General features: G+C 53.2%; 16 protein-coding genes and 4 tRNA genes. 19 read left to right on the forward strand and 1 reads right to left on the reverse strand.

Going from position 1 to position 15,963, the window contains the following annotated elements:
- Window positions 1–599 precede the first annotated feature (599 nt).
- Window positions 600–1,952 carry an MFS transporter gene (locus tag NAT23_RS12545; RefSeq protein ID WP_251928879.1) on the reverse strand — a complete coding sequence of 451 codons (1,353 nt, stop codon included), beginning with the start codon at window positions 1,950–1,952 and terminating at the stop codon, window positions 600–602.
- A gap of 597 nt (window positions 1,953–2,549) precedes the next feature.
- On the opposite strand from NAT23_RS12545, the gene cyoA reads away from it, so the two are divergent.
- From cyoA to rplL, 19 genes are all read left to right on the forward strand, one after another.
- Window positions 2,550–3,449: a ubiquinol oxidase subunit II gene (cyoA, locus tag NAT23_RS12550; protein WP_251928880.1), complete on the forward strand. Its 900-nt coding sequence runs from the start codon at window positions 2,550–2,552 to the stop codon at window positions 3,447–3,449.
- A 2-nt stretch (window positions 3,450–3,451) separates the two neighbouring features.
- Window positions 3,452–5,428: a cytochrome o ubiquinol oxidase subunit I gene (gene cyoB / locus NAT23_RS12555; protein ID WP_251595277.1), complete on the forward strand. Its 1,977-nt coding sequence runs from the start codon at window positions 3,452–3,454 to the stop codon at window positions 5,426–5,428.
- A gap of 3 nt (window positions 5,429–5,431) precedes the next feature.
- Window positions 5,432–6,052 (forward strand): cytochrome o ubiquinol oxidase subunit III, encoded by a 621-nt coding sequence (cyoC, locus tag NAT23_RS12560; protein ID WP_251928881.1) that lies wholly within the window; start codon window positions 5,432–5,434, stop codon window positions 6,050–6,052.
- Window positions 6,052–6,387, forward strand: a complete 336-nt coding sequence (locus NAT23_RS12565) for a cytochrome o ubiquinol oxidase subunit IV (protein WP_251595282.1) — start codon at window positions 6,052–6,054, stop codon at window positions 6,385–6,387. Before cyoC ends, NAT23_RS12565 begins: the two co-directional genes overlap by 1 nt.
- 14 nt (window positions 6,388–6,401) lie before the next feature.
- Window positions 6,402–7,262, forward strand: a complete 861-nt coding sequence (gene cyoE / locus NAT23_RS12570; RefSeq protein WP_251928890.1) for a heme o synthase — start codon at window positions 6,402–6,404, stop codon at window positions 7,260–7,262.
- A 267-nt stretch (window positions 7,263–7,529) separates the two neighbouring features.
- Entirely contained in the window at window positions 7,530–8,945 is a 1,416-nt protein-coding gene (locus tag NAT23_RS12575; protein WP_251928892.1) for a cytochrome ubiquinol oxidase subunit I, read from the forward strand.
- Window positions 8,942–9,952, forward strand: a complete 1,011-nt coding sequence (gene cydB / locus NAT23_RS12580) for a cytochrome d ubiquinol oxidase subunit II (protein ID WP_286010038.1) — start codon at window positions 8,942–8,944, stop codon at window positions 9,950–9,952. The genes NAT23_RS12575 and cydB overlap by 4 nt, the downstream gene beginning before the upstream one ends.
- 104 nt (window positions 9,953–10,056) lie before the next feature.
- The gene (locus NAT23_RS12585; RefSeq protein WP_251928893.1) at window positions 10,057–11,034 is read left to right on the forward strand and encodes a biotin--[acetyl-CoA-carboxylase] ligase; all 978 of its coding nucleotides are present in this window, start codon (window positions 10,057–10,059) and stop codon (window positions 11,032–11,034) included.
- The gene (locus tag NAT23_RS12590) at window positions 11,031–11,870 is read left to right on the forward strand and encodes a type III pantothenate kinase (RefSeq protein ID WP_251928895.1); all 840 of its coding nucleotides are present in this window, start codon (window positions 11,031–11,033) and stop codon (window positions 11,868–11,870) included. Before NAT23_RS12585 ends, NAT23_RS12590 begins: the two co-directional genes overlap by 4 nt.
- 101 nt (window positions 11,871–11,971) lie before the next feature.
- Window positions 11,972–12,055: transfer RNA gene (locus NAT23_RS12595), tRNA-Tyr, on the forward strand.
- Between the two features lie 22 nt (window positions 12,056–12,077).
- Window positions 12,078–12,151, forward strand: a tRNA-Gly gene (locus NAT23_RS12600).
- Window positions 12,152–12,156: 5 nt separating this feature from the next.
- Window positions 12,157–12,231, forward strand: a tRNA-Thr gene (locus tag NAT23_RS12605).
- A gap of 108 nt (window positions 12,232–12,339) precedes the next feature.
- Window positions 12,340–12,415, forward strand: a tRNA-Trp gene (locus NAT23_RS12610).
- A gap of 76 nt (window positions 12,416–12,491) precedes the next feature.
- Window positions 12,492–12,860, forward strand: coding sequence for a preprotein translocase subunit SecE (secE, locus tag NAT23_RS12615; RefSeq protein WP_251595292.1), 369 nt, complete (start codon window positions 12,492–12,494; stop codon window positions 12,858–12,860).
- Window positions 12,861–12,868: 8 nt separating this feature from the next.
- Window positions 12,869–13,402, forward strand: a complete 534-nt coding sequence (nusG, locus tag NAT23_RS12620) for a transcription termination/antitermination protein NusG (protein WP_251928897.1) — start codon at window positions 12,869–12,871, stop codon at window positions 13,400–13,402.
- Between the two features lie 76 nt (window positions 13,403–13,478).
- Window positions 13,479–13,910 (forward strand): 50S ribosomal protein L11, encoded by a 432-nt coding sequence (gene rplK, locus NAT23_RS12625; RefSeq protein WP_251928898.1) that lies wholly within the window; start codon window positions 13,479–13,481, stop codon window positions 13,908–13,910.
- Between the two features lie 2 nt (window positions 13,911–13,912).
- Complete coding sequence (gene rplA / locus NAT23_RS12630) at window positions 13,913–14,605, forward strand: 50S ribosomal protein L1 (RefSeq protein ID WP_251595298.1); 693 nt, start codon at window positions 13,913–13,915, stop codon at window positions 14,603–14,605.
- A gap of 207 nt (window positions 14,606–14,812) precedes the next feature.
- A complete protein-coding gene (rplJ, locus tag NAT23_RS12635; protein ID WP_251595300.1) occupies window positions 14,813–15,316 on the forward strand; it encodes a 50S ribosomal protein L10 in 504 nt (167 codons plus the stop codon).
- Between the two features lie 76 nt (window positions 15,317–15,392).
- A complete protein-coding gene (gene rplL, locus NAT23_RS12640; RefSeq protein ID WP_251928899.1) occupies window positions 15,393–15,764 on the forward strand; it encodes a 50S ribosomal protein L7/L12 in 372 nt (123 codons plus the stop codon).
- The last annotated feature ends 199 nt before the right edge of the window (window positions 15,765–15,963 follow it).

The raw sequence follows: 15,963 nt of genomic DNA on the forward strand, positions 1-15,963 counted from the left end.
CCCCGCGCCGATGGTAGTGTGGAGCTTCTCCATGCGAGAGTAGGTCATCGTCAGGCATCTATACCAAGGCCCCGATCAATCGATCGGGGCCTTTTTTTATGCCTGAAATATACCCCGTGCGTAAAGCCCTGCGCGAGTACATAACAACACAACCGCGGTGGTTCTTGGGTGCGATCAATTTCCTTTAAGAGGCTCAATAAGAGCTTTCGTCGTTCATCGAGCTCAAGCTGGCGATGTCTCTATGCTTAAAAGGGGCTGCATCAAGCGGCGATAGTAAGCTTGAAGCTTGACTGGTCTGCAATAGACTCAGGGTCAAGGAAGAGCTTACTGAGCGGCGACATGCGGTCACGATGCTGGCTGCTGGCTGCTGGCCTCAGCTTGGTGCAGGAGAGAATCGACCGGTGAGTGGTCGAACGCGACAGGAATAGGGGACTTACGAGGAGGAATGCCCTTTAAATGCGCCTTGAATGCACCTAAAGGGAAAGGAAATAGCCTTAAGAATGTTATGAAAAGGGAATTTGCTATGCCCCTTTCTTTTCTCTCATAAGGCTTTCATGTCATGCATTGGTTGTCTGGTCAAAACCTGTCTGACCAAACCTTTATGCCTCTTTCGCTTCAGTACTCTCATAACGCTCTCGATCGACTTTCAGGTAGGCCACACCCTCATCGGTAGCAATATAAAGATCTTCAACGCCTGGGCGGTTAAGCAATGTGGTGCGCGTGCTCTCAACGCTTTTGAGCTGGTCATCCGACAGCGGCAGAAGAACGCTTGAGAGGTGTCGTGGTGTTTTGAGTGGTGCGCACACAATGAACCAGATAATGGCCACAAGGCTTGTAAACCAGAATACGCCGTTAGTGCCAAACGATGAGGCAATGACTCCGCCGCCAACACCGCCCACAGAGGCGCCCAGGAACTGGCTGGTCGAATAGAGACCCATGGCCGTTCCTTTTGCGCCTGCAGGCGCAATCTTACTGATCATCGATGGCAGCATGGATTCCATGAGGTTGAAGGCGATGAAAAATACCCAAAGCAAGGTTATAAGCCCCCACAGCTTGGAGGGCAGCAGTGCAATCAAGGCAAGGGCGATGATGAATGTGGCGATTGCCCCCATGAAGACGGGCTTCATCTTGCGATATTTTTCGGCGGCGATTATGAACGGCACCATCGCAACGAACGCGACCGCCATGACAGGCAAATAAATGAAGCCATGATCCATTGCGGGAATGCCGATCGCTTTCAAACGGATCGGGATGGCTACAAAACAAGCTGTCAGGATCAGGTGCAGTGAAAAGATCGAAAAATCGAGCCGGAGCAGGTTGGGTTCAGTAATAACGGTTTTGATCTGACCCAGATTCAAGCCAACGTCATGGTGGTTTTTGGGGGGCGCGGCAGGCACAAGTTTCCAAAGTACGACCAGACTCAATGTGGCAAGGATTGCGGTTGCCCAGAAAATGCCCTCAAGCCCTGTGAATCGTGCAAGTACGGGGCCTGCCACCATCGCAGCAGCAAAAGCCAGTCCGATGCTCATGCCTACTGCCGCCATGGCAGTCGTTCTGACTTCTTCCCGCGTCCGATCTGCCAGCAGGGCCATGATGGCCCCGGCAATAGCGCCACTGCCCTGCAGGGCCCGACCGGCAATAACGCCGTAAATGGATTCGGACAATGCCGCAACAATACTGCCGATGATGAACAATCCAAGCCCCAGGCTGATCACCGTCTTTCTGCCGATCTTGTCGGAGAGCATGCCGAAGGGAATCTGCAAAATGGCCTGAGTAAGCCCGTAGACGCCAAGGGCAATACCAATCAAGGTCGGCGTCGCATGATCAAGGTGACTGCTGTACAGGGCGAGCACTGGAAGCAGCATGAAGAGCCCGAGCATACGAACCGCGTAAAGGCTTGAAAGGCCTACTATCGCTCTAAGTTCGATAGGAAGAAGGGCGGGCTTTTTCATATGCGACCAACGTTTTACAGGTTAATAGAATCCAAGTCTCGGGTCAGACACGCAGGTTCTGATCCGGTTCATGCGATGTGTGTGGCATAATGTCGCGCGGGGTGCGAGCCAAACTGGCGTAGTAGCGCGCTTTTAGGCAGGGCAAAGCATACAAGATGTATGTTTTTAGTGCATCGGGTGCTTGTCGGGGCCTGTCCGCTATCTATAATATGAACCCCGCTAAGTGGCTGAGACAGCAGCAAACACGGCGAGTTCCTGAGCGTTGTGATTTCGCACCGAAGCTCGCTGGCGCTGAAAGCTAGCCTATCGGCGATGTGCAGTCCGACCGGTTGCGCTCCGTCGCCTTTCATTGAGCGTATGTTTCTGCCGTTTATCTAGCTGGACTCCCGCGAATCGTGTTGCCCGCATCTTTTATATGGGGACAACTCCATCAGTCACAAGTAACAACTGTGTCGATGCGTGGGGTTATGGAATGCATTTCATGCGATCAATCCTGGCTGTATGAAGTGCAAAAGGGCAGGGGCTACGTCCTCTGTAAAGGCATGAGGTCTCATAAAGAAGTGAGTTGATCGTGCAGGTCGTTCAAGAGAGTGCGAGATGAGAAAATCGAACTATACTAGCTTTTTCAAAAAGTTAGCCTTACTAGCCGGCACGGCCATGCTTTTGAGTGGTTGTGACGCGGCGCTCATGGATCCGAAAGGACCTATTGGCGAGCAGCAAAAGACCTTGATCATCACAGCCATCGTGCTGATGTTGATCGTCGTTATTCCTGCTATCGCGATGACCTTTATCTTTGCCTGGAAGTATCGGGCGTCCAACAAGGATGCTACTTACTCTCCCAACTGGTCGCATTCCAATAAGATCGAGGCCGTTGTATGGGGCATTCCCTGTGTCATCATTCTCGTTCTGGCGATCATTACCTGGAAGACGTCCCACTCGCTTGATCCGTTCAAACCACTGGATCATGAGAAGGCGCCGTTGAACGTCCGCGTTGTGGCCCTGGACTGGAAGTGGCTGTTCATCTATCCGGAACAGCAGATCGCGACCGTCAATGAAGTGGCGTTCCCGGTCGATCGTCCGGTGCATTTCCAGATCACGTCCGACACGGTCATGAACTCCTTCTTTATCCCGCGGCTTGGCAGTCAGATCTATGCCATGGCAGGTATGGAAACGGACCTGCACTTGTTGGCGAGTGAGCCTGGCGACTATCACGGATTCTCGGCTCAATACAGCGGTGCTGGGTTCTCGGGAATGGACTTCACTGCTCATGCGTATAGCGATGATCAGTTCGGTTCGTGGGTCGATCGCGTCAAGCAGTCTTCCAAGCAGCTCGATCAGGCCACTTATGACCAGCTAGCCAAGCCGAGCGAAGACGCGCCAGTAGAATATTATTCGACCGTGATGCCAAACCTCTTTGCCAGCATCATCCAGAAGTACATGGGCGGGCAGAGCGTAGGCGGAAATGAAGGTATGCATCATCAAGGTGCCGAGGAGTAAACATGTTCGGAAAATTATCGCTTGAAGCGGTGCCGTACCACGAGCCCATTATCATGGGGGCCATCGGGTTTATTATCCTGGGTGGTCTGGCTATGGCCGCCGCACTTACCTATTTCCGCAAATGGGGCTATCTCTGGAAAGAGTGGCTGACCAGCGTGGACCATAAACGCCTTGGCGTTATGTATATCATCGTCGCCATGGTCATGCTTCTGCGTGGCTTTGCCGATGCCGTCATGATGCGTTCGCAGCAGGCGATTGCCAACGGAGCCAACGAAGGCTACCTGCCTCCGCATCACTACGATCAGATCTTCACGGCGCACGGCGTTATCATGATCTTCTTCATGGCCATGCCGTTCATGATCGGTCTCATGAACATCGTGGTTCCGCTTCAGATTGGTGCGCGCGACGTTGCGTTCCCGTTCCTGAACTCGCTGAGCTTCTGGCTGTTCTTTGCAGGTGTTGTCCTGGTCAACCTTTCCCTCGGTCTGGGTGAGTTTGCAAAGACAGGTTGGCTTGCTTATCCGCCCTTATCGGGAATCAAGTACAGTCCAGGCGTAGGCGTGGATTACTACATTTGGGCACTACAGATATCGGGCATCGGTACGCTTCTGACCGGGGTGAACTTCTTCGTCACCATCTTGAAGATGCGCGCGCCTGGCATGAGCCTGATGAAAATGCCGATCTTTACCTGGACCATCCTGGTTACCGCGGTTCTGATCATGGCAGCATTCCCGATCCTGACCGCAACGCTTGGTCTGCTTACGCTTGATCGTTATCTGGAGATGCACTTCTTCACCAACGATCTGGGTGGCAACATGATGATGTATGTCAACCTGATCTGGGCGTGGGGCCATCCAGAGGTCTATATATTGATTCTGCCTGCCTTCGGTATCTTCTCCGAGGTGACGGCAACCTTCTGCAGTAAGCGTCTGTTCGGCTACACCTCCATGGTGTATGCAACAGCAGCAATCGGTTTCTTGTCCTTTATTGTCTGGCTGCACCACTTCTTCACCATGGGTGCCGGTGGCAATGTGAACGCGTTCTTCGGTATCGCGACCATGGTCATCTCCATTCCGACCGGGGTTAAGATCTTTAACTGGCTGTTCACGATGTATCAGGGGCGCGTTCGTTTCACGACGCCGATCCTTTGGACATTGGGCTTCTTGGTGACGTTCTCCATCGGTGGCATGACCGGTGTTCTTCTGGCGGTTCCGGGCGCAGACTTTGTGCTTCACAACAGTCTCTTCCTGATCGCGCACTTCCATAACGTCATCATCGGTGGTGTGGTCTTCGGTTATCTGGCCGGCTTTACCTACTGGTTCCCGAAAGCGTTCGGCTTCACATTGAACGAGCGTCTTGGCAAGTGTGCCTTCTGGTGCTGGCTCGTCGGGTTCTACTTTGCATTCATGCCGCTGTACGTACTCGGTTTCATGGGTATGACGCGCCGTTTGAATCATTACGATAACCCGGAATGGCAGGCTTACCTGATCGTTGCGGCTATCGGTGCGGGCATCATTGCGCTCGGTATCGGCTTCCAGCTGCTTCAGATCGTCGTGAGTGTCATGCAGCGTCACAAAAACCGTGATGTGACCGGTGACCCGTGGGGCGCTCGTACCCTTGAGTGGTCCATGTCTTCACCGCCCCCGTTCTACAACTTCGCGCATACGCCGGTTGTCAAAGAGCGTGACGCATTCTGGGACATGAAAGAAAACAAGGATGCGTACCACACGCCTCAGGGGTATCAGAAAATTCATATGCCTAAGAATACGGCTGCAGGACTTACCATCAGTGCGTTCAGCCTGGTGATCGGTTTTGCCCTAATCTGGCATATCTGGTGGTTGGCGATTGTCGGCACGGTCGGCTGTTTGATCTCCGTAATCGTTCGTATGTTCAACGATGACATCGATTACTACGTCCCGGCTGAAGAAGTCGAGCGTATCGAGTCCGAACATCTCAAAAACATTGCAAATCAGGCGTGAACTATGTCGACTGAAGCAGTAAACAACCACAACGCTCATGCCCACGGGCATGAGCACGAGCACCACGATGCATCAGACATGAAAGTCTTTGGCTTTTGGGTCTATCTGATGACGGACTGCATTCTGTTCGCAACGATCTTTGCGACGTTTGCAGTGCTGGCGAACAGTTATGCCGGCGGTCCGACAGGTGCCGAAATCTTTGAGCTGCCCTTCGTTCTTACCGAAACCATGATCCTTCTGGTGAGCAGCTTTACCTTTGGTCTTGCATCCATTGCAGGCCATCATGGCAAGAAGTCATCGGTGCTTGGCTGGCTGTTCGTGACATTCCTGCTGGGCCTTTCGTTCATCATCATGGAAATCTACGAATTCCATCATTTGATTGCCGAAGGGTTCGGGCCGCACAACAGCGCGTTTCTCTCTGCGTTCTTTACGCTGGTAGGAACTCACGGTCTTCACGTGACCTGCGGCTTGATCTGGTTGGTCGTCATGATGGTTCAGATCAAAAAGAACGGTCTTGATACCAACAACAATACACGAATGATGAACCTGAGCCTGTTCTGGCACTTCCTGGACATCATCTGGATCTTCGTGTTTACCGTTGTCTATCTGTTAGGGGTGTTGTAATGGCACATAACGAGCATACTTCACACGGTGGAGCGAGCCATGGGACTGTCAAATCCTACATTGTAGGGTTTGTCCTGTCGGTCATTTTGACTGTCATCCCATTCTGGATGGTCATGAGCGGCTCATTTTCGAAAAGCGTGACCGCGATCAGCATCTTTGTGCTCGCGTTCATTCAGCTGTTCGTGCATCTGGTCTACTTCCTTCACATGAACCGTTCTTCCGAGCAACAGTGGAACGTAATGGCGTTCGTTTATACCGTCATTATGGTGGCTATCCTGGTCATTGGTTCGCTGTGGATCATGTTGAATCTGAACTACAACATGATGATGGGCTGAGACTCAGTGGCTGAATGTTGAAAAACTATGTTCAGATAACGAAGCCAGGCATTATCTTCGGCAATCTGATATCTGTAGCAGGGGGCTTTTTCCTGGCTTCTCAAGGAAGCCCGGATTGGCCCCTTTTCCTTGCCACGTTGATCGGTGTATCGCTGGTCATCGCGTCTGGGTGTGTGGTCAACAACTACGTTGATCGGGATATCGATCGTCGAATGGCGCGAACCGAACAGCGCGTGTTGGTGCAGGGGCTTATTTCACCCGCCATCTGCCTGCCTTATTCGATAGTGTTGGGGCTTGCAGGTGTGGGGGTGTTGGCGCTTTACACCAATGCCGTCGCTGTCATTTTCGCAATGATCGGCTTTTTCGTTTACGTCTTCCTCTACACGCTCTGGCTCAAGCGTGGGTCGGTTCATGGCACATTAATCGGAAGTATTTCGGGGGCGTGCCCGCCTGTGATCGGCTATTGCGCGGTTGCAGGACAATTCGATGCGGCTGCCTTGTGCCTACTGATCATCTTTAGCCTGTGGCAAATGCCGCACTCTTACGCAATCGGCATATTTCGTTACGACGATTACGCGTCTGCATCGATTCCCGTGCTGCCGGTCAAGCACGGTATAAAGACGGCCAAAAAGCACATCAAGATCTATATCGTAGCGTTCTGGATCGCGTCTCTGGCGCTGACATTGCTGGGATATACAGGCATCTTCTATTTTGTGGTTGCCCTGTTTCTTGGTGGGTACTGGTTGTATCTTGCGGTGTGCCCCAAAGCGCGAACAGATGATGCGCAATGGGCTCGGCGCTTGTTTTTCTTTTCCATCATCATTGTGATGGTCATGAGTTTTGCAATGGCGGTTGATTATCAACCTACTGCGTAAACAGGAAACCGGCTCGGCCGGTTTCTTTTTTTGTCAGAGATTGCTAATATCCCACCAATAGCCATGCAGAAAATGTGGGATTTAAAAAAACAGATCGATATTTCAATATCTTCACGATCAAGTAGCCGATTTACTTGCAGCCTACCTTCAAGATCAGCGGTGTCACGTTCTGTGTCACGTTGACGCACTCGTTTTTATTTATCCCTCAGTTACCTTAGTGTTCTCTCTTGACCGTACTAACGCTTATCGGCGCAAGAGGGCTGGATCATGCTTGGTTTGCACGCCATCGACCTGGCGCGATTTCAATTCGCGTTCACCGTGTCGTTTCATATTATTTTTCCGGCTTTTTCTATCGGGCTTGCCAGCTACTTGATGGTACTCGAGGGGCTTTGGCTCAAGACCGGCAAAGATGTCTATATAAAGCTCTATCACTTCTGGATTCGTATTTTTGCCGTGGCGTTTGGATTGGGCGTCGTCTCTGGGGTCGTTATGGCCTACGAGTTCGGTACCAACTGGAGTGGCTTTGCGGAAAAGGCAGGTGACATCACCGGGGTCCTTCTGACTTATGAAGTACTGACCGCGTTTTTCCTCGAGGCAGGATTTCTTGGGATTATGCTGTTCGGACAGGCGCGCGTGAGTAAGCGGCTTCATTTCCTTGCTACATGCATGGTTGCGATCGGTACTCTGATCTCCGCGACCTGGATACTGATGTCCAACAGCTGGATGCAAACGCCGGCCGGGTTCGAGATGGTCGATGGGCGTTTCGAGCCGGTCAGCTGGTTGGAAATCATGTTCAATCCTTCGTTCCCTTATCGGCTTCTGCATATGGTGCTTGCCGCGTTCATCTCGGTCAGCTTCGTGGTAGGAGGAGTCGGCGGCTATCATCTTCTTCGCGACAAGACGGACAAGGCGGCTCGCAAGATGTTCTCCATGGCCATGTGGATGGCCGTTGTGACCTTGCCGATTCAGATCATGGTGGGTGACGCGCATGGTTTGAATACACTGGAGCATCAGCCGGCCAAACTGGCTGCGATGGAGGGCTACTGGGGGCCGAAATCGGGCGAGACGGGCGTGCCGCTGACCCTCTTTGCGCTTCCGAACATGGAAACCGCGCAGAACGATTACGCGCTTGAGATTCCAAACCTGGCGAGCCTCTATCTTACGCATTCGTTGCACGGTGAGATCCAGGGGCTGAACAGCTTTCCAAAGGATGAATGGCCGGACGTTCCGCTTGTGTTCTGGTCGTTTCGTATAATGGTCGGGCTTGGAATGGCCATGCTGGGCATTGGTGTACTGGGACTTTTCCTTCGGTGGCGCAAACGCCTTTATGACACGCGCTGGTTCCATCGGCTGACGTTTTTTACGCTTCCCATCGGATTCATTGCGATCGTTGCCGGGTGGGTGACGACCGAAGCTGGCCGGCAGCCGTGGGTCATTTACGGGCTTTTAAAAACAGTCGATGCGGTGTCGCCGCTGAATGCGGGGAGCGTGGCGGCAAGTCTGAGCGGGTTTATTGTGGTCTATGCCATCATTTTCGGTATTGGTATCTATTACATGGCCAAACTGATCCGCAAGGAGCCCATGGGTGATGTGCCGGACGGCGGGCCGGGTCATGAGCGCCATCCCAAACGGCCATTCTCTGTGGTCGAGCAGGAGTTGGACGATGAGGAGGTTCGGTCATGAATGTGGCATTCGATTTACCGGTTATCTGGCTTTTTCTGATCGGCTTTGCCATTACCATGTACGTTGTGATGGATGGCTTCAGTCTGGGAGTGGGTATTCTATTTCCCTTCGTGAAGCATGATCAGCACCGTGACGTCATGATGAACTCGGTGGCGCCGGTATGGGATGGCAATCAGACCTGGATGATTTTGGGAGGCGCTGGCTTGTATGGCGCGTTTCCATTGGCGTACGCCGTCTATCTGCCGGCCATGTATCTGCCGCTGATCCTGATGCTGCTGGCGTTGATCTTTCGCGGTATCGCATTCGAGTTTCGCTTCAAGTCGAACCGAAGTCGCCCCTTTTTCGATATTGTGTTTAGCGCAGGCTCAATGGTAGCCACGTTCGCTCAAGGGGTTGTGCTTGGTGCCATCATCCAGGGTGTCCAGGTTGTTGATCGTCAGTACGCCGGCGGCACTTTCGACTGGTTCTCACCATTTTCATTGTTTACAGGCGTTGCCTTGATGCTTGGGTATGGTCTTCTGGGAGCATCTTGGTTGATTGTCAAAACCGAAGGAGGGCTACAGCGGCGGTTCTACTTTCTTGCTCGTCCGTTCGCGATCCTCTTAGCCGTGGCCATGGCGGTGGTTTCATTATGGACACCACTTGCCAACTCACGCATTTTCGATGTGTGGTTCACCATGCCGAACATGCTGTGGCTTGCGATCATGCCGATCATGTTTCTTGCGTTGGTGTACAGCATTATCAAGGGCATCATCGAGCGTCACGAAAAGTTGATCTTTGTTAAAAGCATTGCCTTGTTCGTGTTGGGTCTAATTGGCCTGATCATCAGCTTCTTCCCGCTATTGATACCGCCGTCCATTACGGTCTGGGAGGCGGCGTCCTCCCCGAAAAGTCAGAGCTTTTTGATCGTCGGATATTGCGTACTGATTCCAGTGATCCTTGCATATACCTTTTATAGTTATCGAGTCTTCAAGGGCAAGGTTAGGGTCGGCGAAGGCTATCATTGATTCTTCTGACTCAAGGGGCGCTTCGGCGCCCCTTTTTTGTTTTCGCATTGCGCGTCGGGTTTTGGATAGAATGTCGAACTTAGCTTATCAATAGGGTCGCTTTTATGACCGTGCGAGACTTGCTTCGGCTTTTGTGTGATGGCGAATATCATTCCGGAGAAGAGCTGGGTGAGTATTTTGGGGTGTCACGAACCGCGATCTGGAAACAGCTTAAAAAGCTTGAGCAGATGGGAATACCGATTGAGGCCACTCGAGGGCGAGGGTATCGCGTGCCGAAGGGGCGTGGCCCGCTCAATGGAAACGAGATCATTGCCGGATTGGGGCGTGAAGCTCGGCGAGGGCTGACGCGCTTGTTTGTTGAGGACTCGCTCCCGTCAACGAATGCGTTCATGCTCGACAGGTTTGTACACGGGGCCGGCCATGGCGAAGTCGCATTGGCTGAAGTCCAGACTGCAGGCCGTGGTCGTCGTGGGCGAGCATGGGTCAGTAGCTGGGGTCAGGGCGTCTATCTATCGATGGGCTGGCGTTTCTCCAAGGGCGTTGCTGCGCTTGAGGGGCTGAGTCTTGCCGTCGGGGTGGTCGTGGCCGACCTTCTTTCGGGTCATGGTGTGCCGGTCAAGCTTAAGTGGCCCAATGATGTGCTCGTTGAAAAATCCGGCGCCTTTTTCAAACTGGGCGGCAATCTTCTTGAAGTTCGAGGTGACATGGAGGGGCCCTGCGATGTGGTTGTCGGCATCGGGCTCAATATGGATGCTCCGGACCCTGCGCGACTGGCCGCTATTCAGCCGGTTGCTGGTGTGCGGGATTACGCAGAGCTTGATCGAAACGGGGTGGTTTCGGAGTTGCTCGAGCAGCTCTTGAAGCTGATGCCTGAGTTTGAGGCGGCCGGGTTCGAAGCGTTTGCCGATCGATGGAATACCTATCATGCCTTCAAGGGGCGCGAAATCATGGTTGCCCAAGGCAACGATGCCTTTCAAGCGTTAGCCCAGGGTGTGGATGAGTCCGGTCGATTACAGGTGGAGCGAGACGGTGTGATCGAGTGGCTCAGCGGAGGCGAAGTGACGGTAAGGGAGAGTGCATGATACTCGACCTTGATATAGGTAATACGCTCTCCAAGTGGCGGCTCAAGGATCCAATTTCCAGTGAGATACGGTCACGTGGAGCTGTCTGGACGCGTGAAGAGTGGCGCCCTGGAGCGGATATTCCCGATCTCGAAGTGATTCAGCGGGTCCGAATTTCAAGTGTTGCCCAAAATGAGGTTCTTCAGGAAACGGTTGCGTTGCTTAAAAAGCGCATTCCTTCCATCTATGTTGCCCGGCCTAGTGTCGAGGCACTGGGTGTCACGTGTGGTTATGATACGCCGGCAAAGCTCGGGGTGGATCGATGGCTGGGGGTGCTTTCGGGGTATCAGTTGACGGGGGGGTGCTGCGTCGTGGATTGTGGCAGTGCCATTACGATCGACTTCGTGCTTCCCGGTGGTCAGCATTTGGGGGGATACATCATCCCTGGGCTTCGTCTCATGAAGGAAACGCTCAAGCTTGGCACTCGGCGCGTGAGTATCGACCCGGACGCAGCTGTTGATGAGCTTCATTCTCCGGGGCGTAACACGGTGGATGCAGTTAACCACGGCGTATTTATGGCGGCCATCAGTGCCATCCAGCGCATCTACTGCGACGTGTGCGATAAGGAGTCGGTCGCCTTGCCGTTGATGTTGACCGGAGGCGATGCGCGGGTGGTATCGACTGCACTTGGTGTGCCGCACGCACTCTGGCCCGATATGGTGTATGGCGGACTCGAGGCCTTGTTTCCCATGACAAACGCAGAGCGTGCCGGGCGGCTTAGTGGGGCGCCGGCGCTGCCTGATACGCCATCGATCGAAAGGATACGCGCAGGTCTTGCATTTTCCACGTTGCTTTGACACAATGCGCACCGTCTTGAGGCGAGCCCCTGCGGATGCAGGTTACTGAATTCGAAAGGGCTTGACATCGCATTCATCAAATGTAGAATGCGTCGCCAGTTGGAGGGATTCCCGAGTGGTCAAAGGGAGCAGACTGTAAATCTGCCGCGAGAGCTTCGAAGGTTCGAATCCTTCTCCCTCCACCAACTTCAAGATATCACTTGGCTGGCGGGCATAGTTCAATGGTAGAACCTCAGCCTTCCAAGCTGATGATGCGGGTTCGATCCCCGCTGCCCGCTCCAGATAGGCTCATGTAGCTCAGGGGTAGAGCACACCCTTGGTAAGGGTGAGGTCGACGGTTCAATTCCGTCCATGAGCTCCATATGTGTATTGTCTTGTTGCATGAATTTCCTGTCTACTTCTCGAAGGTTGCAAGGTGGTTAATAGGGGCGTAGTATTCCCGCCGCTTAGCAGGCTCTGAGGGTTGAATAGGCCAGTAGCTCAATTGGCAGAGCAGCGGTCTCCAAAACCGCAGGTTGGGGGTTCGATTCCCTCCTGGCCTGCCATCTGCAAGATGGTAGCCTCCTGAAATGTCCAAATCGTTTTGAATAGCTGTCGCACGCCCTAGGGAGTTTTGTTTCCATGAAGCATGAGGCTGAAGTGCAGGAATCGCGCCATGATGCGTTGAAATGGGCGGTTGTTGTTGTTCTTGTGGCGGCGATAGTGGTTGGTAATTCCTTCTTCTCCGATCTTGCACTTTTATACCGTGTGCTCGGGATTACCGCGCTCGGCCTGTTGGCAGCGTTCGTTGCGTTAATGACGAAACAGGGGAAGGAGCTGTCTGCGCTCGCCAAGAACTCACGTAAAGAAATTCAGCGTGTTGTCTGGCCCAGTCGTCAAGAGACGTTTCAAACAACAGCTATTGTACTGGTTGCCGTATTGGTTGTAGGGCTGGTGCTCTGGCTCATTGACACCTTCTTTGGTTGGGTGGTGTCGGGCATCATTGGTTAGGAGGCGTCATGGCTAAGCGTTGGTATGTAGTACACGCTTATTCTGGTTTTGAGAAATATGTGATGCGCTCCTTGAGGGAGCGGGTCAAGCTTTATGAAGTCGATGATCTTTTCGGGGAAATTCTTGTTCCTACGGAAGAGGTTGTCGAAATGCGGGATGGCAAGCGCCGCAAGAGTGAGCGCAAGTTTTACCCGGGCTATGTTCTGGTCGAGATGGAAATGACCGATCAGACCTGGCATCTCGTCAATGAGACGCCCCGCGTCATGGGCTTTATTGGCGGAACGCCGGAAAAGCCGGCTCCGATCACAACGCGCGAGGCGGATGCAATTCTGCAGCGCGTGCAGGATGGTAGTGAAAGTCCTCGTCCGAAAACCATGTTCGATGCAGGGGAGACCGTTCGTGTAACCGATGGTCCCTTTGCCGACTTCAATGGTGTGGTGGAAGAGGTCAACTACGAGAAAAGTCGTCTTCAGGTCAGCGTGCTTATCTTCGGGCGTGCAACACCTGTCGAGCTCGAGTTTTCTCAGGTAGAGAAAGAGTAGTCTGGTTTGTGTCCGCCGGTTCGGTGGATGAAAACAGGGGAGCCGTTCAGGCGCTATAACCCAACTGGAGTAGAAAATGGCTAAGAAAGTCCAAGCGTATATCAAGCTGCAGGTTGCAGCCGGTAAGGCCAACCCGAGTCCGCCCGTAGGTCCGGCTCTTGGTCAACACGGCGTCAATATCATGGAGTTCTGCAAAGCGTTCAACGCAGCGACTCAGGATATCGAGCCGGGCCTTCCGACACCTGTCGTTATCACGGTCTATTCAGATCGTAGCTTCACATTCGTCACCAAGACGCCGCCCGCGGCTGTCCTGCTCAAGAAGGCAGCTGGCATCAAGTCGGGTTCTGGTGTTCCGAACAAGACCAAGGTCGGTACAGTTACTCGCGAGCAGCTCGAAGAGATCGCTCGCACGAAAGAGCCGGATCTGACTGCGGCTGACATGGATGCGGCGGTGCGTACCATTGCTGGTAGCGCGCGCAGCATGGGTCTGAATGTGGAGGGCCTTTAATAATGGCTAAGCTAAGCAAGCGCATGAAGGCGGTCCGCGAGAAAGTGGATCCGGCCAAGACATACAGCCTTGAAGAGGCAGTATCACTTCTTAATGAACTTTCTTCTGTAAAGTTCAAGGAATCGTTTGAAGTGGCTGTCAATCTCGGCGTCGATCCGCGTAAATCGGATCAGGTTGTACGTGGTGCGACCGTTATGCCTAACGGTACAGGTAATGACGTACGCGTTGCCGTATTTGCTCAGGGCGCTGCTGCAGACGCTGCAAAAGAAGCGGGCGCAGACATCGTTGGTATGGACGAGCTGGCTGAAGACGTCAAAAAGGGTAATCTCAATTTTGACGTTGTTATCGCTGCGCCGGACGCCATGCGCGTCGTCGGTCAGTTGGGTCAGATCCTCGGTCCGCGTGGCCTGATGCCGAACCCGAAAGTCGGCACGGTTACGCCGGACGTCGCTACCGCGGTTAACAATGCCAAGGCTGGTCAGGTCCGTTTCCGTACCGACAAGAACGGCATCATCCATGCCGGTATCGGTAAGGTCGGTTTCAGCGCTGAAGCTATTCAGGGCAACGTTGATGCTCTGGTTGCCGAGCTCAAGAAGCTCAAGCCGAGCACGTCGAAAGGGGTTTACCTGAAAAAGGTTTCTCTTTCCACGACGATGGGTCCTGGTGTTACAATCGATCATTCGTCTCTAGCATAATGGCTGGAGCGGAAAACTTTGCGGTCCCCGTGCTTGCGCGGGGTTCCGTCAAAGACCGTAGGCGCTTCGGCTTAATGTTATAAGACATGCCTACGCAGATGGTGACAGCGCCTGGCGCTGGCCATCTTCAAGGCTTCATCCCTGGATGAAGATAGATGGTAACCCCGCCGCCTCGATAATCGAAGCGGGTACGAAGGAGTAAGTAAAGTGCCATTAGGTCTCGAAGACAAAAAGGCAATTGTTGCTGAAGTCAGCGAAACCGCTAGCGCTGCACTCTCCGTCGTTGTTGCCGACTCTCGTGGTGTTACTGTTGGCGCGATGACCGAATTGCGCAAACAGGCTCGTGACAACAATGTTCAGCTGCGCGTAGTGCGCAATACGCTGGCTCGTCGCGCGCTCGAAGGCACTACGTACGAATGCCTGAATGAAGCATTCGTAGGGCCGACTCTGCTGGCTTTCTCCATGGACCATCCGGGCGCCGGTGCGCGTCTGTTCAAGGAGTTCTCTAAGCAAGAGCAGGCTTTCGAAGTCAAGGCAATGGCGTACGAGGGCGAGTTCATTGCAGCGGGCGATATTGATCGTCTGGCGAATCTGCCGACTTATGACGAAGCGATCGCCAAGCTGATGTCTGTAATGAAAGAAGCCTCCGCTGGCAAGCTTGTTCGAACTCTGGCTGCACTGCGCGACAAGAAAGAGGAAGAAGCAGCTTAATTGCTGTCCTCTGCAGGTGTATCCATTCATTGATTGAGCACGTGGTGCTCCGCAAAGATTTTAGGATTGAGTAATCATGGCATTGAACAAAGAAGACATCATCAACGCTGTTGCTGAAATGTCTGTCATGGAAGTCGCTGAGCTGATCGAAGCGATGGAAGAGAAATTCGGTGTTACTGCAGCAGCAGCTGTTGTTGCCGGTCCTGGTGGCGGCGAAGCTGAAGCAGCCGAAGAGCAGACTGAATTCGACCTGGTTCTGACTTCTGCTGGTGACAAGAAGGTTAACGTCATCAAAGCTGTTCGTGAGATCACAGGTCTTGGCCTGAAAGAAGCCAAAGGTGCTGTCGACGGCGCGCCGGCTACCCTGAAAGAGGGTATGTCCAAGGACGACGCTGAAGAAGCCAAGAAAAAGCTGGAAGAAGCTGGTGCAACTGTAGAACTCAAGTAATCGCATGATTGCTTGGTTGGGGTGCACTGCTTAACGCATCCACGGCTGGTGGCGGATTAACCGCTGCCAGCCTTTTTCTGTTGCTACCGACATACTCAATACGTCAGTCAACGTTATGGTGTGAGGTGTCGGACGAATTTAACAACGGCGAGCACAGGGCTTGCCGTTGGCGCCTGACAGGCCGGGCCTGTCGCGGCGT

The organism is Larsenimonas salina (genome assembly GCF_023736155.1).
GTDB lineage: Bacteria > Pseudomonadota > Gammaproteobacteria > Pseudomonadales > Halomonadaceae > Larsenimonas > Larsenimonas salina.